The sequence below is a fragment of the Neobacillus drentensis genome, from assembly GCF_036966985.1.
Lineage (GTDB): Bacteria > Bacillota > Bacilli > Bacillales > Cytobacillaceae > Neobacillus > Neobacillus drentensis_E.
In genome coordinates, this window is record NZ_JBALSN010000123.1 from 3117 (window position 1) to 23229 (window position 20113).

23 protein-coding genes are annotated in these 20113 nt (G+C 37.4%); 22 read left to right on the top strand and 1 reads right to left on the bottom strand.

Going from position 1 to position 20113, the window contains the following annotated elements; all coding sequences use genetic code 11:
* The 6 genes from V7659_RS08750 to ypjB all read left to right on the top strand — a co-directional run.
* A partial coding sequence (locus V7659_RS08750) for a YpiF family protein (protein WP_335539459.1) occupies positions 1 to 587 on the top strand: 587 nt, incomplete at its 5' end.
* Positions 588 to 730: 143 nt separating this feature from the next.
* Positions 731 to 1237 carry a ubiquinol-cytochrome c reductase iron-sulfur subunit gene (locus V7659_RS08755; protein WP_335539460.1) on the top strand — a complete coding sequence of 169 codons (507 nt, stop codon included), beginning with the start codon at positions 731 to 733 and terminating at the stop codon, positions 1235 to 1237.
* A 1-nt stretch (position 1238) separates the two neighbouring features.
* A complete protein-coding gene (gene qcrB / locus V7659_RS08760; RefSeq protein WP_026563914.1) occupies positions 1239 to 1913 on the top strand; it encodes a menaquinol-cytochrome c reductase cytochrome b subunit in 675 nt (224 codons plus the stop codon).
* A 64-nt stretch (positions 1914 to 1977) separates the two neighbouring features.
* Complete coding sequence (locus tag V7659_RS08765) at positions 1978 to 2751, top strand: menaquinol-cytochrome c reductase cytochrome b/c subunit (protein ID WP_335539462.1); 774 nt, start codon at positions 1978 to 1980, stop codon at positions 2749 to 2751.
* 79 nt (positions 2752 to 2830) lie between these two features.
* Positions 2831 to 3424: a DUF1405 domain-containing protein gene (locus V7659_RS08770; protein WP_335539464.1), complete on the top strand. Its 594-nt coding sequence runs from the start codon at positions 2831 to 2833 to the stop codon at positions 3422 to 3424.
* A 66-nt stretch (positions 3425 to 3490) separates the two neighbouring features.
* Positions 3491 to 4285: a sporulation protein YpjB gene (gene ypjB / locus V7659_RS08775; protein WP_335539465.1), complete on the top strand. Its 795-nt coding sequence runs from the start codon at positions 3491 to 3493 to the stop codon at positions 4283 to 4285.
* Between the two features lie 33 nt (positions 4286 to 4318).
* Here ypjB and V7659_RS08780 read toward each other — a convergent pair whose 3' ends face one another.
* Complete coding sequence (locus V7659_RS08780) at positions 4319 to 5191, bottom strand: YitT family protein (protein WP_335539467.1); 873 nt, start codon at positions 5189 to 5191, stop codon at positions 4319 to 4321.
* Positions 5192 to 5406: 215 nt separating this feature from the next.
* On the opposite strand from V7659_RS08780, the gene V7659_RS08785 reads away from it, so the two are divergent.
* The 16 genes from V7659_RS08785 to V7659_RS08860 all read left to right on the top strand — a co-directional run bounded on the left by V7659_RS08785 (position 5407) and on the right by V7659_RS08860 (position 20032).
* Positions 5407 to 5733 carry a nucleotide pyrophosphohydrolase gene (locus V7659_RS08785; RefSeq protein ID WP_335539523.1) on the top strand — a complete coding sequence of 109 codons (327 nt, stop codon included), beginning with the start codon at positions 5407 to 5409 and terminating at the stop codon, positions 5731 to 5733.
* A 5-nt stretch (positions 5734 to 5738) separates the two neighbouring features.
* Complete coding sequence (dapB, locus tag V7659_RS08790) at positions 5739 to 6542, top strand: 4-hydroxy-tetrahydrodipicolinate reductase (protein ID WP_335539469.1); 804 nt, start codon at positions 5739 to 5741, stop codon at positions 6540 to 6542.
* A gap of 11 nt (positions 6543 to 6553) precedes the next feature.
* Positions 6554 to 6970: a methylglyoxal synthase gene (mgsA, locus tag V7659_RS08795; RefSeq protein WP_335539471.1), complete on the top strand. Its 417-nt coding sequence runs from the start codon at positions 6554 to 6556 to the stop codon at positions 6968 to 6970.
* Positions 6963 to 7673 carry a bacillithiol biosynthesis deacetylase BshB1 gene (bshB1, locus tag V7659_RS08800; protein WP_335539473.1) on the top strand — a complete coding sequence of 237 codons (711 nt, stop codon included), beginning with the start codon at positions 6963 to 6965 and terminating at the stop codon, positions 7671 to 7673. Before mgsA ends, bshB1 begins: the two co-directional genes overlap by 8 nt.
* A 2-nt stretch (positions 7674 to 7675) precedes the next feature.
* A complete protein-coding gene (gene bshA / locus V7659_RS08805; RefSeq protein WP_335539474.1) occupies positions 7676 to 8803 on the top strand; it encodes an N-acetyl-alpha-D-glucosaminyl L-malate synthase BshA in 1128 nt (375 codons plus the stop codon).
* Between the two features lie 10 nt (positions 8804 to 8813).
* A complete protein-coding gene (locus tag V7659_RS08810) occupies positions 8814 to 10013 on the top strand; it encodes a CCA tRNA nucleotidyltransferase (RefSeq protein WP_335539475.1) in 1200 nt (399 codons plus the stop codon).
* Complete coding sequence (locus V7659_RS08815; RefSeq protein ID WP_335539477.1) at positions 9998 to 10975, top strand: biotin--[acetyl-CoA-carboxylase] ligase; 978 nt, start codon at positions 9998 to 10000, stop codon at positions 10973 to 10975. The genes V7659_RS08810 and V7659_RS08815 overlap by 16 nt, the downstream gene beginning before the upstream one ends.
* A 243-nt stretch (positions 10976 to 11218) precedes the next feature.
* Complete coding sequence (gene panB / locus V7659_RS08820) at positions 11219 to 12055, top strand: 3-methyl-2-oxobutanoate hydroxymethyltransferase (RefSeq protein ID WP_335539478.1); 837 nt, start codon at positions 11219 to 11221, stop codon at positions 12053 to 12055.
* Positions 12052 to 12900, top strand: coding sequence for a pantoate--beta-alanine ligase (gene panC, locus V7659_RS08825; protein WP_335539479.1), 849 nt, complete (start codon positions 12052 to 12054; stop codon positions 12898 to 12900). Before panB ends, panC begins: the two co-directional genes overlap by 4 nt.
* A gap of 28 nt (positions 12901 to 12928) precedes the next feature.
* Entirely contained in the window at positions 12929 to 13312 is a 384-nt protein-coding gene (gene panD, locus V7659_RS08830; protein ID WP_283874820.1) for an aspartate 1-decarboxylase, read from the top strand.
* 167 nt (positions 13313 to 13479) lie between these two features.
* Positions 13480 to 16281 carry an ATP-dependent DNA helicase DinG gene (gene dinG, locus V7659_RS08835; protein ID WP_335539494.1) on the top strand — a complete coding sequence of 934 codons (2802 nt, stop codon included), beginning with the start codon at positions 13480 to 13482 and terminating at the stop codon, positions 16279 to 16281.
* 75 nt (positions 16282 to 16356) lie between these two features.
* The gene (locus V7659_RS08840; protein WP_335539496.1) at positions 16357 to 17208 is read left to right on the top strand and encodes an ATP-dependent DNA helicase; all 852 of its coding nucleotides are present in this window, start codon (positions 16357 to 16359) and stop codon (positions 17206 to 17208) included.
* A gap of 117 nt (positions 17209 to 17325) precedes the next feature.
* Positions 17326 to 17496: a YpmA family protein gene (locus V7659_RS08845; protein ID WP_335539498.1), complete on the top strand. Its 171-nt coding sequence runs from the start codon at positions 17326 to 17328 to the stop codon at positions 17494 to 17496.
* Between the two features lie 15 nt (positions 17497 to 17511).
* Positions 17512 to 17985 (top strand): cell wall elongation regulator TseB-like domain-containing protein, encoded by a 474-nt coding sequence (locus tag V7659_RS08850; protein WP_335539499.1) that lies wholly within the window; start codon positions 17512 to 17514, stop codon positions 17983 to 17985.
* A 31-nt stretch (positions 17986 to 18016) separates the two neighbouring features.
* Positions 18017 to 19213 carry a pyridoxal phosphate-dependent aminotransferase gene (locus V7659_RS08855; RefSeq protein WP_335539525.1) on the top strand — a complete coding sequence of 399 codons (1197 nt, stop codon included), beginning with the start codon at positions 18017 to 18019 and terminating at the stop codon, positions 19211 to 19213.
* A 120-nt stretch (positions 19214 to 19333) separates the two neighbouring features.
* The gene (locus V7659_RS08860; protein WP_335539501.1) at positions 19334 to 20032 is read left to right on the top strand and encodes a DnaD domain-containing protein; all 699 of its coding nucleotides are present in this window, start codon (positions 19334 to 19336) and stop codon (positions 20030 to 20032) included.
* Positions 20033 to 20113 lie beyond the last annotated feature (81 nt).

Here is a 20113-nt window from a genome sequence, read left to right on the forward strand (position 1 = left end):
CTAAACGGGCGCTTACGCTTTTTGTTTTTTGGAATTTTTCTAATTATAGCCCTATATCTTTTATTGTTTCTGTAGAAAATGATATTATAATAATAGTGAAATCAAAAGGTTGGTGCATAGATATGAAATGGACACCTCAAGATATTGAGACGTATTTGAATGCCAAGGAGTATGTAGACACAGCTGTTGTACCGTTACTGGCCGTTTCTGTCGGGGGGGAGATGAAGCAGTCTGCGACCGGTGCGGAATTTATCACATTACTAACAGGCCATTTAGAAAGGCAATTTACAGGAAGATTATTATTATTGCCTCCCTATACATATCTGAAGTCCAAAAATGGAGAAAATACCATTAGTGATTTGAAGGATTGGGAGGATAGCCTCACAAAGGGGGAGTTTAAACACGTATTTTACATCACATCCGAAATTGAATGGAGAACACGAGAAGGAGAACTATCGGGAACCGTTATATGGCTTCCATCCATCCCGCTGGAACATATGAATGATTCACAGAAAATGGCGGTAGTTGATAGTCAAGTAAAACAATTATTAGATCTTTTTACGCAAAAATGGCATGAAAATGAGTAAAACCATCTTATAAGCATGTTTTTAAAATAGTATGATATTGACCTAACATGAAGATTGATATATCATTGTTATGTCCTAGTTTTATATGTGTTTAAATTTTGTCCGTTGGACTTAACTTCGTGAATAGAGGGGGGGATATAAGCATGAGTAAGCAACGCGTTTCAAGACGTCAATTTTTAAGCTACACTTTAACAGGGGTAGGCGGCTTCATGGCGGCTGGTATGCTAATGCCAATGGTAAGATTTGCAGTTGATCCTGTTTTAAAGGCTGAAGAAGGCGGAGATTTCATCGCAACAAAGCAAAAGGTTTCTGAAATTACGGACCAACCGGTTCGAGTTGACTTTACCTTTAAGCAAAAGGATGCATGGTATGAGTCAGAGGTAACAAATACTGCCTGGGTTTATAAGAATGATGCAGGTAAAATTGTAGCTCTTTCACCAACATGTAAACATTTAGGCTGTACGGTTAACTGGAATACGGACAAGGAGCATCCAAATCAATTCTTTTGTCCATGCCACTATGGCCGTTATACAAAGGATGGAACCAATGTTCCAGGTACACCACCACTGCACCCGCTTGATGTATATCCATACAAGGAAAAAGACGGTTTTCTTTATTTAGGTAAAGCTGAACCACGGAAGGAGGCGTAACATGTTAAACAAGATTTACGATTGGGTAGATGAACGTTTAGATATTACGCCTTTGTGGCGCGATATCGCAGACCATGAAGTACCTGAGCATGTTAATCCAGCGCATCACTTTTCAGCGTTTGTATACTGCTTTGGAGGTCTTACATTCTTCGTTACTGTCATTCAAATTCTCTCTGGTATGTTCTTAACTATGTACTATGTACCAGACATTAAAAACGCATGGGAATCGGTTTATTATCTTCAAAATGAAGTTGCTTTTGGACAAATTGTACGTGGAATGCATCACTGGGGTGCAAGTTTAGTCCTTGTAATGATGTTTTTACATACACTACGTGTTTTCTTCCAAGGTGCATATAAAAAACCTCGTGAACTAAACTGGGTAGTTGGAGTGCTTATTTTCTTCGTTATGCTTGGCTTAGGTTTTACAGGTTACTTATTACCATGGGATATGAAAGCGTTATTTGCAACAAAAGTAGGTCTGCAGATCGCCGAAGCAACACCATTTATCGGTACACAGGTTAAGGTTTTACTTGCAGGACATGAACATATTGTTGGTGCTCAAACATTAACCCGCTTCTTTGCGATTCATGTGTTCTTCTTGCCAGGTGCATTGCTTGGTTTAATGGGAGCTCACTTCTTAATGATTCGTAAACAAGGTATTTCTGGACCACTATAAAATCGGCTATTTTATTTAATCGATGTTTTTCTACTAACTACGGAAAAAGGAGGGGGATTGCTCGATGCATCGCGGTAAAGGATTAAAGTTCGTTGGTGATTCACGTGTTTTAGCACCTTCAGAACGAAAAAAAATGATTCCGAAGGATTACTCTGAATACCCTGGTAAAACAGAGGCGTTTTGGCCTAACTTCCTTTTGAAAGAATGGATGATAGGAGCCGTATTTCTTGTCGGCTTCTTATGTTTAACCGTTGCCCATCCGGCTCCGCTTGAAAGGATAGCGGACCCGACTGATACTGGGTACATTCCATTGCCAGACTGGTATTTCTTATTTTTGTATCAATTACTAAAATATTCATATGCATCCGGGCCATATACGGTTATCGGAGCAATGATTATGCCAGGACTTGCATTTGGAGGCTTACTATTAGCTCCGTTCCTGGATAATGGTCCTGAACGTCGTCCAATGAAGCGTCCAGTTGCAACTACAGCTATGCTTTTGGCATTAGCTGCCACTGTATATTTAACTTGGGAATCTGTTGCGACACACGACTGGGCGCAAGCTGAACGCCAAGGTAAAATCGTTGCTAAGGTTGATATTGATAAGTCTAGTGCCGGCTATAAAATAGCAAGTGCTAATACATGTATTACTTGTCACGGTGATAATCTTTCAGGTGGTGCTGGTGCTCCTGCATTAGTGGGAACTGGTTTATCTCCAGAGGAAGTTGCGAAAATTGCTAAAGAAGGTAAAGGTGGAAAAATGCCAGCCGGAATCTTCAAAGGTACTGACGAAGAACTTAAAACACTTTCTGAATTTATCTCAGGGCTTGGTAAGTAATAATCGAATTGTTGAAAAGCTGACGAACGATCGTCAGCTTTTTTCTTCATGAAAAAACAATCATGAAAGGAGCTTACTTGTGAGTTGGATATACCCTCTCTTGGCCAATCGGTCAATTATGAAGATGTTATTATTTATAAATATAGCAGGAACCATATATGGATATTACTGGTATGGATGGCAACTAAAAGAAACACCTGCAATTTTCCTGCCATTCGTTCCTGACAGCCCAACAGCTAGTCTATTTTTTGTTTTCGTTCTGATTGCCTTTCTATTAAGGAAAAATTGGCCTTTAATAGAGGCTCTGGCGATTGTCACACTTTTTAAATATGGAATTTGGGCAGTAGTAATGAACATTCTCGTCTACTTTGTCCAAGGAGAACTTGATGCAGTTGGCTATATGCTGATATTTTCTCATTTCGCAATGGCTGTCCAAGGTATTTTATATGCTCCCTTTTACCGTTTTAAACGGTGGCATTTATTTATTACAGCTATCTGGACATTACATAATGATGTGATTGATTATGTTTTTTTTATGTTGCCAAGCTATCATATGCTTGACCGCTACACCCCGCAAATTGGGTATTTTACTTTCTGGCTCTCGATTTTTTCCATCGCGCTTGCCTATTATTTTTCCATTCGGCCCAATCGGTATAAACTTGAAATAAAATAATCCAATATGGTCTAACCTTGTCCACCTCTACATACATTTTATTAGTAATGAAAGGGGGGACAAGGATTGAAAATCAAATGGTTATTTTTATTTGCAATTATCATGATGCTTACTCCCACAACTATTTATGCAGAACAACAATCGCCAATGGAGAAGCTTGATGATATATCAGATGAAGCACTCCAAATGGTTAAGTTTCATAGATATGAAGATGCAAAAAGACTTCTTGATTATTTTTCAGATCAGTTCACTAGTATTGCTGGTACGGATCCACCATTAACCATGGATGAGGTAAGAATAATTAACACCTCCCATGATGAAGCAATGGAAGCGGCAGTTAGTTCCAACATGAAATATGAGGAACGAATAAATAAATTAGTCAAATTTCGACTTGTTATTGATGCGATTGCTACAAGTCATCAACCGTTATGGGTTGAAATGGAAGATCAAATTATGACTGCTTTTCATCAAGCAAAAGATGCCGCTAAAAAAGGTGATTCAGGACACTTTCATACAAACTTCAACTCATTTTTATCTTTGTACAATGTCATCTATCCAAGTATGAAAATTGATGTGTCCGTAGAAAATGTACAAAGATTAGATGCTCGGATTGATTTTATAAATGAATACCGTTCCCTAGTAGTAAGTGATACGAAAAGTCAGCAGGAATTGGATAAACTAGATACGGACTTAGTCAAACTCTTCTCTAACATGGAAGAGGATGAGGCAGATCCTAACATTTGGTGGGTTATTATCTCCACTGGAAGCATTATTATCATGACCTTATCCTACGTTGGCTGGAGAAAATATCAAGGTGACAAAAACCAGAAAAAAGACCGATCGAGAGATTTAAAAGATTGAGACTAAAAAAGCAATGTCTAGCGACATTGCTTTTTAATCTGTTAAAGGCATCTTATTTTCATCTAGGGTGAATCCTTCTCCATGAACATCATGGACAATGGTAATGGAAACAAAGGCATGAGGATCGACCGAGGTGATTACATTTTTTAACCGGACGATTTCATTTTTAGCGACAACACAATATAGGACCTCACGTTCGCTTTTTGTATACGATCCATAACCTCTTAAGGCAGTAACTCCTCTGTCCATTTCCTCCATAATTGTTGCGGCAATTTGTTCGTTTTTTTCAGAGATGATCATTGCGCCTCTTGCAGAATAAGCACCTTCTAAGATGAAATCGATGACCCTTGCACCGATAAAAACAGCTACAAGTGTATACATTGCTTGTTTATAATTTAGGTACGTAACTAGTGATAAGGCGATAACACACGCATCAAACAAGAACATCGTTTTTCCCATATTCCAGCCTGCATATTTTTGGACGAGCCTTGCAATAATATCGACTCCGCCCGTTGTTCCACCATAACGAAAAATCACTCCTAAACCAATTCCTGTTAAAACACCAGCAAATAATGCCGCAAGTGTTAAATCACTTTCAAGTGGCATCTCAATGGCATAGCGTTGAAATATCCATAAAAAAATCGATACTCCTACCGTTCCTATGATGGTATATAAAAATGTATTCCGTCCTAACAATTTCCATCCAATAAAAAAAAGTGGAATATTTAAAAATAGATTTGAATAAGACGGATCCCACTTGAACAAGAAATAAAATAAGAGTGCAATCCCAGTGAAACCACCCTCAGCCAACTTATTTTGCATATTAAAATTGACAAGTCCAAATGACATGATTGCAGCCCCTAAAAGGATGAACAATATGTTTTTAACTTTAAGCCCAGATAACATTAATAATCCCCTCCTCTGCCATAAATTCTCTTATATGGCGGTTTTTATTATATCGAATTAAAAATGCTAGAGCAATGAGTAGTGAAAAAAGTATTAATAAATGAAAACATTTGTAAAACCGTGATAATTTAGCTAACATAAACAATGAATAAGAAAATGGACATAATTATCAGACATAAGAATGAGGTGAAAATACATTGGCTAAAGAAAAGACGATGAAAGATCTTCAGCATGAAGTGGATTTGTACATTAGTCAATTTAAAGAGGGGTATTTTAGTCCGCTGGCCATGCTGGCGCGACTTACTGAGGAACTAGGGGAATTTGCTAGAGAAGTAAATCATTACTATGGGGAGAAACCCAAAAAAACTAGCGAAACTGAAAAAGCGATTGAGGAAGAATTGGGAGATCTTTTATTTGTATTAATTTGCTTTGCTAATTCTTTAAATATTAGCCTCGAAGATGCACATGATTATGTCATGGCAAAATTTAAAACAAGAGACAAAGATCGTTGGACAAGAATTAATGAAGGAAAAATGGAGTGAATAATATGGAAAAAGTGAAAATTATCATCGCAGGTCCACGCGGCAGAATGGGGAGCGAAGCTGTAAAGTTGGTCATTAATACTGATCACTTTGAACTAGTGGCTGTTGTTGATCATAAGTATGATGGAGTCATGTTAAGCGATTTGGAAGGTTTTCATTCAATACACAATGTGCAAGTTTATTCAAAGATTGAAACATGCCTGCAAAATGTTCAAGCAGATGTGTTGATTGACCTAACCACTCCTGAAGTGGGTATGCACCACGCAAAAACTGCACTTGCTTATAATGTACGCCCAGTTGTAGGTACGACAGGATTTACCACTAGTGATTTAGAGGAATTAGAAAGTATTTGTCATGAAAAGAATCTGGGTTGTATCATTGCTCCGAATTTTGCCATTGGTGCAGTGTTAATGATGAAATTCTCGCAAATGGCTGCAAAATATTTTGATGATGTAGAAATTATTGAAATGCATCACGACCAGAAGTTGGATGCACCATCTGGAACGGCGGTAAAAACTGCTGAAATGATTTCTAAAGTTCGAGAGTCAAAAAATCAAGGGCACCCAAATGAAAAAGAAACTATAGAAGGTGCGAGGGGAGCGAATTTTGATGGAATGCATATTCACTCGGTCCGCTTGCCTGGATTGGTCGCGCATCAACAGGTGTTATTCGGTTCAGATGGTCAGACTTTAACAATCAAGCATGATTCCTATCACCGAGGGTCGTTTATGTCAGGTGTAAAAGTGGCAGTGGAATCTGTAATGACACATAATACCTTTGTTTATGGCCTTGAAAATATTTTAGGGTAGGTGGAAAAATAATGAATATTGCTTTAATTGCTCATGATAATAAGAAAAATGATTTGGTGCAGTTCGCGATCGCCTATCAGAATATTTTTTCGAAGCATTCTCTATTTGCTACTGGGACAACTGGGCAAAGAATTAGTGAAGCAACGGGGTTGAGTATTACACGGTTCCAATCCGGACCGCTTGGTGGTGACCAGCAAATCGGTGCCATGATTGCGCAAAATGAAATGGATGCTGTTTTCTTTTTCCGAGATCCATTAACCGCCCAGCCACATGAACCAGATGTTACAGCCTTAGTAAGGCTATGTGATGTATACTCCATACCACTTGCAACCAATATGGGAACTGCAGAGCTGCTAATAAGAGGTTTAGAACTGGGGCTTATTGAATGGAGAAATATAATTAAAGAGAATGGTGGACCTAATGATTAATCAACACCTTCAAGTCCTTGCATTTGGTGCCCATGCGGACGATGTCGAGATAGGCATGGCGGGTACTATCGCAAAATTTACATCTGAAGGAAAACGTGTGGGTATCTGTGATCTAACAGATGCCGACCTCTCTTCAAATGGGAACGTAGAATTAAGAAAGTTAGAGGCAGCAAAAGCAGCTGAAGTGCTAAAGGTTTCATGTAGAACCTCCTTAGGTTTTCCAGATAGGGGTTTATTTCTTAAAGAAGAATACATAAGAGAAATTGCAAGGGTCATAAGAAAAAATAAGCCTCAAATTGTGTTTGCGCCTTATTTTGAAGATCGCCATCCAGACCATGGAAATTGTGCTAGTTTAGTGGAGGAGGCAGTTTTTTCTGCTGGAATACGAAAATATGTAACAGAAGGAAATGAACCTGCCCACCGAGTAGAAAGAGTTTATTTTTATATGATTAATGGTTTTCATAAACCAGATTTTGTAATCGATATTTCTCAATACATAGGTAAAAAGCTCCAAGCACTAAGGGAGTATAAGAGCCAATTCCAGCAAACAGAAGAAACCTACAATACCCCGCTCGTAAATGGGTATATTGAAACAGTAGAGGCGAGGGAAAGAATGTTTGGCAAGCTTGTTGGTGTTACATTTGCTGAAGGGTTCAAAACGAAAGTTCCTATTCTTTTGAATCGAGATTTGATAGGAGAATAACCATGAGGAAATTAAAAATTGGAATTACTTGCTATCCGACGGTAGGCGGGTCGGGTGTAGTAGCAACGGAATTAGGAAAAATGCTGGCTGAAAAAGGTCATGAAATTCATTTCATTTCATCAAGCATCCCTTTTAGATTGAACAAAATTTATCATAATATCTATTATCATCAAGTTGAAGTGAATCAATATTCCTTATTTCAGTACCCACCTTACGATATTGCATTAGCAAGTAAAATGGCGGAAATAGCAAATCGGGAAAAATTAGATTTGCTTCACGTTCACTATGCTATTCCTCACGCGGTTTGTGCTATATTAGCCAAGCAAATGAGTCACCGGGATTTTAAAATCGTCACTACCCTACACGGAACAGACATAACTGTCTTGGGATACGATCCGTCGTTGACAGATGCGATAAAATTTGGAATAGAAAAATCTGATGTTGTAACTGCTGTTTCTAAAGCGCTCGTGGATCAAACTTATGACCTCATTAATCCTGATAAAACAATCGAAACTGTCTATAATTTTATTGATGACCGAGTCTATAAAAAAATGGATGCACTTGCTTTGAAATCAGATTTTGAGATAAGGGATGAGGAGAAAGTGATCATTCATGTTTCCAATTTCCGTCCAGTAAAACGAGTGAAAGATGTTGTGAAATCTTTTGCTAAGATTGCATCAGCAATGCCAGCAAAATTACTGTTGGTCGGTGATGGTCCCGAAATGACCATCGTTTGTAAGTTGGTCAGAGAACTGGGCTTAGAAGATCAAGTCATTTTTCTGGGAAAACAAGAGAGTTTAGAGGAATTGTACTCTATTAGTGACTTAATGTTGTTATTATCAGAAAAAGAAAGCTTTGGACTTGTTGCCTTAGAGGCGATGGCATGTGGTGTCCCTTGTATTGGGACAAATGTAGGCGGTGTACCAGAGGTTATTAATCATGGTGTCAATGGATTTATTTGTGAAGTACGAGACATCGAGGATATATCCAGTAGAGCATTGGCTGTTTTAAATGATGCGAAGCTTCATCAGCAATTTTCTAAACAGTCCATTTATACAGCAAAAACAACATTTAAAGCGGACCAAATCGTTGAACAATATGAGCAAATATATTTTAATTTACTGAATTAAGGTGAAGGAAATGACAGACCCATTCCAAACAGCAATTCCTGTCATAAAAAAACTAGAGGATGCCGGTTATGAAGCCTACTTTGTTGGCGGATCAGTAAGAGATTTTCTTTTAAAAAGAATGATTAATGACGTGGATATTGCGACAAGTGCAACTCCAGATGAAGTGAAAAAAATTTTTCCGAAAACAGTAGATATTGGAATAGAACATGGAACGGTTCTAGTCCTGGTTAATAATGGGGCCTATGAAATTACTACCTTTAGAACAGAATCGGAGTATGAAGATTATCGTAGACCGAAAGAGGTTACGTTTATTCGAAATCTAAAGGATGACTTGCAGCGCAGGGATTTTACAATGAATGCCATTGCAATGGACAAGAATAGAAAACTGATTGATCCATTTAACGGATTTTTAGCCATTCAGAATAAAATAATTCAAACCGTCGGAAGTCCAAGTGACAGATTCCAAGAAGATGCCTTAAGAATGATGAGAGCCGTACGGTTTGTTAGTCAACTTTCATTTCAAATTGAAGCGGGAACTGTCACCGCATTAGCTAGTCTGGTTCACTTACTTGATAAGATTGCTGTAGAAAGAAAAAGAACAGAGTTCGAAAAACTGTTAATCGGTAAAAACAAACCCACCGCACTAAATATCCTTCTTGATACAAACATTTATTTATATTTGCCTGGTTTAAAAGGAAAGCGGCAGTCGTTAGAGAAAATGATTAGCTTCGAAAATAACACTCTCAATATTAATGAAATGTGGTCATTATTAATTTTCTGTTTACAATTAAAAGAAAAAGAGATCGAGGTATTTCTAAAAGACTGGCGGCTTGCAATTAAGGAAATAAGAGAGATTGGGCGAACGGTCCATTTCTTATATAAAAGACTTGAACAAGAATGGTCTATTTATGACCTCTATTCTGCGGGCCGTGATACGATATTTTCAACAGAAAGACTCTACCTTGTGATTAACCGAATAAAGGATTTTCGATCGATTGAACATTGGGTAAACCTGTATGATTCTCTTCCGATTAAAGAACGGTCGGAAATAAATGTGTCAGGGAATGACTTAATGGATTGGTACAATAAAAGAGGCGGACCATGGCTAAAGGAAACGCTATTAGACATTGAAAACAATATCCTATCTTGCCAACTGGAGAATAACAAAGAAAAAATCAAGGAGTGGCTAATGAAGTGCAATCAGAAATAAGAAAAGAATTACTTGATGCCTTTACAAATGCCGGAGATGCCTTTTTGTCAGGTCAACATCTAGCTGAACTCATTGGCTGCTCTAGGACGGCAGTTTGGAAGCACATAGAGGAACTAAGAAAAGAAGGATTTGAATTAGATGCAGTTAGAAATAAGGGATATCGAATTCTGAAAACCCCAGAAAAAATAACTGCGGATGAAATAAGACTTGGTCTTACAACTCACTTCATGGGGAGAAATATCCATTATGAGGAGACAGTTGAGTCTACTCAGAAGATTGCCCATCGCATGGCTTCTGAAGATGCCCCAGAAGGAACGGTCATTATCGCCGAAGAGCAGTTGTCAGGCAGGGGCAGAATGGCCCGTAAATGGCATTCTCCAAAATATACAGGGATTTGGATGAGCATGATTTTACGTCCCAATATACCTCTTAGTAATGCGCCACAATTAACATTATTAGCAGCGGTTGCAATTGTTCAATCCATTGAAGAAATGACAGACTTAATCCCAGATATCAAATGGCCTAATGATGTTCTAATTAATGGAAAAAAAGTCACTGGAATTTTAACTGAGCTACAGGCTGAAGCCGATCGTATTCATTCGATTATTATTGGAATAGGTATCAATGTGAATCAAAAGACAGAAGATTTCCCAGCAGAAATTCAAGAAATTGCCACCTCCCTTTTTATTGAGCAAAAAGAAACTGTCTCAAGGGCGGAATTAATTAAAAGTATCCTCAAGAACTTTGAAAGTTTGTATACAATATATTTGGAACAGGGATTCTTACCAATAAAGCTTTTATGGGAGGGCTATGCCAGCAGTATCGGCAAGTACATTAAAGCGAGAACATTAACGAAGACCATTGAAGGTAAAGCACTCGGAATCACTGATGATGGAGTGTTGAAACTAGAGGATCAGACTGGTTTCATTCACCAAATTTATTCAGCGGATATTGAGTTATAAGGCTTGAACTTTTCGAGAAATTTGCTATAATTCATTCCAATGGGCAGTATCCATGGTGAACTGCACCTATATGTAATAAACAACAATTTAAAAAGGTTTCTGCCTAGATCCGTTTAACGGACCGGGACAGAGGGATGAAGCATGTATTTGAGTAACAGGGATCCTCTGCCTTCAGAAGGATCTTTTTATTTGCTCTTCGAAATCTTCTAATCCCCTCTCCCAACTAAAAGGAGGGAAAAATGGATGAAGCAAGCAACAGATTTTTTGAAAATGAAGGAAAATAATGAAAAAATTGTGATGTTAACGGCGTATGATTACCCCTCTGCTAAACAAGCAGAAGAAGGTGGCGTTGACATTATTTTGGTGGGAGATTCCCTTGGTATGGTTGTCTTAGGGTATGATTCAACCATACCGGTGACGCTTGAAGACATGATCCATCATACGAAGGCTGTAAAACGAGGTGCTAAAGATACATTTATTCTCGCGGACCTGCCATTTTTAACCTATCATTTATCTGTCCGGGATACCCTAATGAATGCAGGCAGGCTCATTCAAGATACAGGCGCACATGCAGTAAAGCTTGAAGGTGCTGATGATGTATTAGAAAAAATAACTGCTCTTACGAAAGCAGGTATCCCAGTGTGTGCTCATTTGGGCTTAACTCCACAATCAGTTGGGGTATTAGGCGGATATAAGGTACAAGGGAAAGATGCCGAGACAGCAAGAAAATTAATAGATGATGCGAAGAAATGTGAAGAAGCAGGAGCGTTCGCTATTGTACTTGAATGTGTCCCAAAACAATTGGCTGAGGAAATTACACAAAATCTTTCTATACCTATAATTGGTATTGGTGCTGGGGTAGAGGTGGACGGTCAAGTGCTCGTTTATCATGATATCCTTGGTTATGGTGTTGAGCGTGTACCGAAGTTCGTGAAACAATACCATTCCGTAAATCCATTTATGATCGAATCTATTCAAGCATATGCATCAGATGTTAAAAACAAACAGTTTCCTGAAGATAAACATTCATTCACAATGAGAGAGCAGGAACTGAAAGGGCTTTATGGAGGTATAAAATGAGGGTAATCACCACAATTAAGGAAATGCAGGAGTTAATTTTGCAACAAAAGTCCCAAGGAAAAACGGTTGGCTTTGTTCCAACGATGGGTTTTCTGCATGAAGGACATTTAACGCTGTTAAATAGAGCTAGACAAGAAAATGATATCGTCGTCCTCAGCATATTTGTGAATCCTTTACAGTTTGGTCCGAAAGAGGATTATGCGGAATATCCGCGTGACTTTGAGCGTGACCGTGCCTTGGCTGAAAGTGAAATGGTCGATTTTCTGTTTTATCCAAGTGTAGAAGAAATGTATCCGACCGACCTTTCGGTCAGAGTTACCGTACAGGAGCGCACAGATGTTTTATGTGGTAGTTCACGCCCAGGGCATTTTGACGGCGTTGCTACAGTCATTACAAAGTTCTTTAACATTATTATGCCAACACGTGCTTATTTTGGGAAAAAAGATGCCCAGCAGGTTGCGGTTATTGAAGGGTTAATTTCAGATTTTAATATTCCTGTAAATCTTGTAGCAGTAGATATTGTCCGGGAAAATGATGGACTGGCTAAGAGTTCCCGTAATGTTAATCTCCTGCCGAATGAAAGAAAAGAAGCACCTGTTCTTTATCAAAGTCTTCAAGTAGCAGCTGGAGCTATAGATGAAGGTGAGAGAGATCCAAATAAATTAATTCATTTGATTCGTGAAGAGATTGGTAAAGAATCATCTGGTGTAATTGATTATGTCCAAATCTACTCCTATCCGCAATTAAAACCATTGGAAAAATTAGAGGGTACAATTATTATTGCGCTCGCTGTAAAATTTACAAAGGTTCGTTTAATAGACAATTTCATTACAAAAATAGATTGATAGGTAAGAGGAAATGGAGGAAGAGGATATGTTTCGCAACATGATGAACGGAAAGATCCACCGCGCCACTGTTACTGAGGCAAATTTAAATTATGTAGGCAGTATTACAATCGATGAGGACATATTAGATGCAGTCGGAATGATTGCAAATGAAAAAGTTCAAATTGTTAACAATAATAACGGTGCCCGATTAGAGACTTATATAATTCCAGGTGAAAGAGGCAGTGGAGTCATTTGTTTAAATGGTGCAGCCGCCCGTCTTGTTCAAAAAGGTGATATCGTCATTATCATTTCTTATGCGCTGATTGCTGAAGAAAAAGTAGCTGCACATAAACCAAAAGTGGCGATCATGGATGAAGATAATCGGATTAAAGAACTTATCCATGCTGAACCTGCACTAACGATCATGTAATCCCCGTTCAGGGGATTTTTCTTTTTTACCTAGAGTTTTATATAATATACATAATAAAAATAATCGTAAAGTTTATGGTAGAATCTAAAGCTCCTAGTAGTGTATACTTTTTCTTTTAAAGATTATGTGATACCGTTTTAATGAACGAAGGTTTGGGGTGTTAATAAATGCGAAATAAATTCGTCGTAATCGATTTGGAAACAACGGGAAACATTCCAAAAAAAGGTGATAAAATCATCCAGTTTGCAGCTGTGGTCATTGAAAATGGGAAAATCACAGAAAAGTTTTCATCGTTAATTAATCCCAAAAAATCCATTCCCATATTTATTGAAGAATTAACTGGTTTAAATGATGATATGGTGAAAGATGCGCCGCTTTTTTCTGAAATTGCAGAAAAAGTCATGACTTTACTGAACGGGGCTTATTTTGTTGCACATAATGTTTTGTTTGATTTGTCCTTTCTTCAAGAAGAATTAATCCAATCAGGCCAAGAAGGATTCTTCGGTCCTGTTCTAGATACGGTTGAATTGGCGAGAATCCTTTATCCGACTGCAGATGGTTATAAGCTATCTGATTTAGCGGAGAGAGAAAATTTGAATCATGATCGCCCCCATCAAGCAGATAGTGATGCACAGGTAACAGCTGAACTTTTACTAATTCTTTTAGAACGTTTGACTTCATTACCAATCACAACATTAAAACAGCTTGCTCATTTATCAGGGGGATTGAAAAGCGACCTTCAACAGTTGCTTGATGAATTACTTGTTAATAAGGTAGAAACTGTCGAAAGCTTATCTGAGACAATTGAGATATTTAAGGAACTTGCTTTAAAAAGAATTCCCAATCATATTAGGCTGCCTGCTGAAGATAAAGAATATCGTTTTCCGGCATCTGAAGCGGAAAAAATCGAATTGGTCAGTCAGGCATTTGAAGCTTTCGAGAAGAGAACTGGCCAATTTACCATGATGGATACAGTCTACCAGGCTTTACAAAGTGAAAATCATGCTGTGATTGAGGCTGGTACAGGTGTAGGAAAATCACTTGGCTATTTACTGCCATGTGCTTACTTTTCTAGAAAAAATAGGCATCCTATCGTTGTAAGTACACATACTATCCATTTGCAAGAACAGATTCTAAAAAATGAAATACCGCTCTTGGCTAAACTTTTGCCCTTTCCTTTAAACACTGTATTGCTAAAGGGGAGAAATCATTATCTTAGTTTAGAAAAGTTTCATCAGACGCTAGCAGATGATAACGATAATTACGATACTGGATTAACAAAAATGCAAATTCTTGTTTGGCTGATCGAAACAGAAACCGGTGATCGGGATGAGTTAAACCTTTCAAGTGGCGGGCAAATTTTTTGGAATAAAATAAAGAATGAACCAGCAATTTTTTTACAAGACGAAGCATGGCAAGAGAGAGATTTTTATTTAAGAGCAAAAAGAAAGGCAGAAGTTGCTGATATTATTATTACAAATCATTCTTTATTATTAAGTGATATTAAAGGTGAAGTGGCTATCCTGCCTGAATTTTCTTATGCTATTATTGATGAAGGGCATCATTTTGAAAAAGCTGCTAGTCAGTTTTTTGGACATACATTAGATTATTTATCGACCCGTCTCCTATTAGGTCAATTTGGGCTATATGAACAAAAACAGCTCTTTTATGAATTGGAAAAACTAATTGATTCTGTACCAAGAAAAAGTGAGATCAGGACTACCTCAACTAAGGTAAATCAACTTATGGCGGATCTTATTTTTGAAATGGATGAATTTTTTCAATTGATTGCTCTTTTTGCGAGAGCCAAGATGGCGAATAAAAAAGGAGTAAATCGTGCCAAAATTCGCTTTTCACCCAATGACGAAGCAAAAGAAAAAAAGGCACTAGTTCACAGTGCTGAGAGATTTGCCTTTTTACTAAAGGACCTTAATTCAGAAATCAGTGAACGTCTTGAATGGATTAAAAATGAAAGTAATTCTTTTTCACGTATAGAAGAAAATAAATTGGAAGAGATCCTTTCATTTCAAATCGAATTAACAGAACTTAGAGATACGGTTATCAATTCCTTTCTTAAAATAACGAATGATGTAAAATGGATTGAAATAGATATACGCTCACCGCAAAATGTTACTACCTTTATGGTACAGCCAACATCTGTTGCAGGGAAACTAGATGAACAATTCTTTCAATTAAAAAAAGCGGTAGTATTTACTTCGGCAACGTTAACTGTAAATAAATCATTTGATTATTTTATAAAGGAAATGGGTTTAGACCCCGTATCTACAGTACAATTAAATATTCCATCTCCATTTGCATATAATCAACAGGTGCAGCTTTTAATTCCAGAGGACTTACCAGAAATTAATACAGTATCTTTGGATGATTATGTGATTTCAATTACGGAGCATATTATTACAATAGCTGAAGCAACTAAGGGAAGAATGCTGCTTTTATTTACCGCCCATGACATGCTAAAGAAAACCTATGAATTAATCAAAGAAAGTGGTTTCTTACATGACTATGCAATGATTGCACAAGGGATAACCAGTGGAAGCAGAACAAGGCTAACCCGCAACTTTCAGCGGTATGATAAGGCATTGTTGTTAGGAACAAGCAGTTTCTGGGAAGGCGTAGATATACCTGGTGAGGACCTATCCTGCCTCGTTATTGTCAGGCTTCCATTTAGCCCGCCAGATGATCCTTTAACAGAGGCGAAATGCCAGTTAATCGAAAAACGGGGTGGGAATTCCTTTTCTGAATACTCCCTGCCTGAAGCAATCCTCCGATTTAAACAAGGTTTTGGGCGCCTTATTCGAACAGAAAGTGATCGTGGTATCATTGTGGTGTTTGACAAAAGAATTGTAACCACGAAATACGGGAAGGCATTTTTGAAATCTATTCCTCCAGTTCCTATTAATAGAGGAAAGATGGATGAATTAGTTGAAATTATCCAGTCGTGGTTATGATTTGAGGGACATTAATTAATGTTATTCTGGATAAAAACTGGTAAATAAACACATCCTTAATATAGGAGGTGTGTTATGAGAACCTTACTAATTATCTTGTCATTTTTCCTACAAACTACACTCATGGTTGAGGCATCAGGGCCATCATTAAATAATATTGAAAATATTAATTTAAATATTAAAGACCATGAAGTTGCAGTCACTTTTCTGGGGTTGTCGGCAGGGGAAGCAACACTGATCCAAGGTGCAAATAATGAGAATACCTTGATAAATACCGGAGGGAAAGAAACTGCTGCGGAATTAGAAGGGTGGCTTTTCCTTTATGATGTGAAAGAGATTTCTAAATTAATCCTTACACATAACGGAACAGAATTCTCTAAACAACAATTAAACCGTCTAATCTCGAAATATAATATCAAAGAAATTATTACAACACCTAAAATTTCTACTCAAATCAAAGAAGTGCTAGATTCACAAAATAAGCCTGCAGTTATCTCTTGGGGACAGGGTACAAAGAGTCCAATCTTGCCTGAGATGACTGCTGAGGTTCAATTTGTGGGAAATAATGCGAATGAAGGTATGGATCTAACACTTGATTTTTTTAATCACCGAATTTTCCTTATGACTTCATTCACGCCGAGGGCGGAAGAAACGCTATTGGAGAAAAATTTGGAGAATATTAATGTGTTTAAAATCCCTAATGGTGCGCCGGAAGACTCCTTATCTGAGAAATTAATTCAATATTTAAATCCGCAAATTTCAGTCCTTTTTGCATCAGAAGAAGAGGAGCATGATCCAGATATACTAGTCGATCTTCACGAAACGTGGTCAGAAATTTATTCAACGAAAAAACATGGAACCATAACAATAAAATTCACCGATTCAAATTATGAGATCATAACCATTCCAATTGAAACGGATGAATAAAATTTTATTAGAAAAATCATAGCATCTTTGACCCGCTTTTTGCTTCCACCTGTTATAATAATGGATAAGATTTATCAAAAAATGTAGATAAATAGGAAAAATATTGGAGGATAACGGATGGAAAGTAAAATAGAAGTTTTATCAACAGTGAAAATCCAACACAGTCCGGATTTGTATAAAATTGTTGATGCCCTTAATCGAACCTTGAAACAGGAAGACCTTATGTTTGGACTTGCACTGGATCAAGCGAATCGAAATACAGCGATTTTTACGATTTATCGTACATAAAGAAGTGAATTAGCAATGAAAAAGTGGATTATTGTTCTATCAATAATAGTATTAGCCTTTTGTGGGTTATTGATAAAAGTTTACTTATCTGCATTGGATCCTGTGAAAGCAGCAGAGACAAAAGCGGTCTCACGTGCTCAAGATGAAATCTCACTAAAAGAAGTAGAAGATTTTCATATTTATAATGGTATTGAAACGGTTAATGTCATTGAGGGCAAAAGTAAGAATGGCGACAAAATTATCGTGTGGATGCCTGAGAAAAGTAAGGAAATTTTCGTAAGAAAAGCTAAGAATGGTTTAACCAGGGAAGAAGCCATTCAAAAACTACAACAAGAAAAAAGCCCGAAGAAGATCATCTCTGTTCGTCTCGGTATGGAAAAGAATATCCCACTGTGGGAAATTTATTACCGTTCTAATAATAATTTAATAAATTATTACTATGTTCACTTTGATACAGGTGAATGGCTAAAAAAAATTGAAAACCTATAAATAGATGGAGAGCGGAGGAATTGGAATGGTATTGGAATTAGCTAATCGAGTAAAAGCACTTACACCTTCAACGACTTTAGCAATTACGGCAAAAGCAAAAGAGCTTAAGGAACAAGGGGAGGATGTTATCGGTCTAGGTGCTGGTGAGCCTGACTTTAATACTCCCCAACATATTTTAGATGCTGCATTTCAATCCATGAATGAGGGGCATACGAAGTACACCCCTTCAGCTGGATTGCCTGCTTTAAAGAAGGCAATCATCAAGAAATTTGTTGAGGACCAAGGGTTAACATTTAATCCTAATGAAATCATTGTTGGAAATGGCGCAAAACACGTCCTTTATACCTTGTTTCAAGTGGTCTTAAATGATGGCGATGAGGTCATCATCCCTACACCATATTGGGTCAGTTACCCAGAACAAGTAAAATTAGCTGGAGGCGTACCAGTTTATATTGAGGGATTTGAGGGAAATCAGTTTAAAATCACACCAGAACAATTAAAAAAGGCAATTACGAAGAAGACAAAAGCCGTTATTATTAATTCGCCTAGCAACCCTACAGGAGTCCTATATACAGCTCAAGAACTTTTGGAAATAGGCAAAGTTTGCCTTGAGGAGAACATTCTCATTGTTTCAGATGAAATATATGAAAAGCTAGTTTACGGGGAAAATAAACATATTTCAATTGCTCAACTTTCTCCTGAATTAAAAGAGCAAACCATTGTTATTAATGGCGTTTCGAAGTCACATTCGATGACTGGTTGGAGAATAGGGTATGCAGCTGGTAATAAAAAAATTATTGAAGCGATGACAAATCTTGCTAGCCATAGTACATCAAATCCAACAACAACTGCCCAATATGCAGCAATTGCAGCTTACACTGGCTCACAACAGCCAGTAGAAGAAATGAGGAAGGCATTTGAAGAAAGATTAGAAATTATTTTTACTAGGCTTGTTGCAATTCCAGGTGTGACATGTGTAAAACCACAAGGAGCTTTTTATCTTTATCCAAATGTAAAGAAAGCAGCAGAGATGACAGGTTACCAGAATGTGGATGATTTTGTAGAAGCCTTACTCGTGGACGCAAAGGTTGCAGTTATTCCTGGGTCAGGTTTTGGAACGCCTGATAATATCCGTCTTTCCTACGCAACCTCTTTAACATTGTTAGAAAAGGCAGTGGAGAGAATCCACCAATTTGTTGTTTCAAAATCAAGCATGGTCAATCATTAATTACTGTAAAAAGTCTGCGAATAGCTGCAGGCTTTTTGCTTTTAGTTACCAAAGATGGATGCCTTATACTCTTACTCGGATAGATGGTTCATGATATACTTAACAGGAGGTGTCCTGAATATGAAAACAAACTTATTAGCATGGATTCAAGAAGGGAACATTACCGTTCCTACATTATTATTTTCTGAATATCGTAATTTAAATTTAAATGAATATGAACTTGTTCTATTATTAAATATTCTCACCTATTTAGAAAAAGGACATGAATTTCCTACTCCAGATGAACTATCAGCCAGAATGACAATAACTATTTCTGAATGTAATGAAATGCTTAGAAGACTAATCCAAAGAGGCTTTATTCAAATCACAGATGGTTATAATCATGATGGCATTCGGTATGAGAAGTATTCCGTTGAGCCTTTATGGGAAAGACTGATAGAACAGTTCTTAAAAAATAATAAAATGAATAAAGAATCGGATAAGAAAGCTGATGAAACAGATCTTTATACGTGTTTTGAAAAGGAATTCGGACGTCCACTTTCTCCGTTTGAATGTGAATCACTGGCAATGTGGATGGATGATGACCATCATGACCCAATGATCATCAAAGCTGCTTTACGTGAAGCAGTAATGTCGGGGAAATTAAATTTCCGCTATATTGATAGAATTCTCTTTGAGTGGAAAAAGAATGGAATAAAAACAATTGAGCAGGCCAAAAACCATGGTCTTAAATTTCGTCAAAAGCAAACACAAAAGGGAAGTATCAAAGATGAACCACATCAACCAACTGTCCCTTTCTACAACTGGTTAGAACAATAAATTCGATGAGCGAGAGACAATTCTCTCGTTTTATTTCATTTGGCTGTGTTAAAGGTAAATGTTATTTTGGCACTCTGTTGA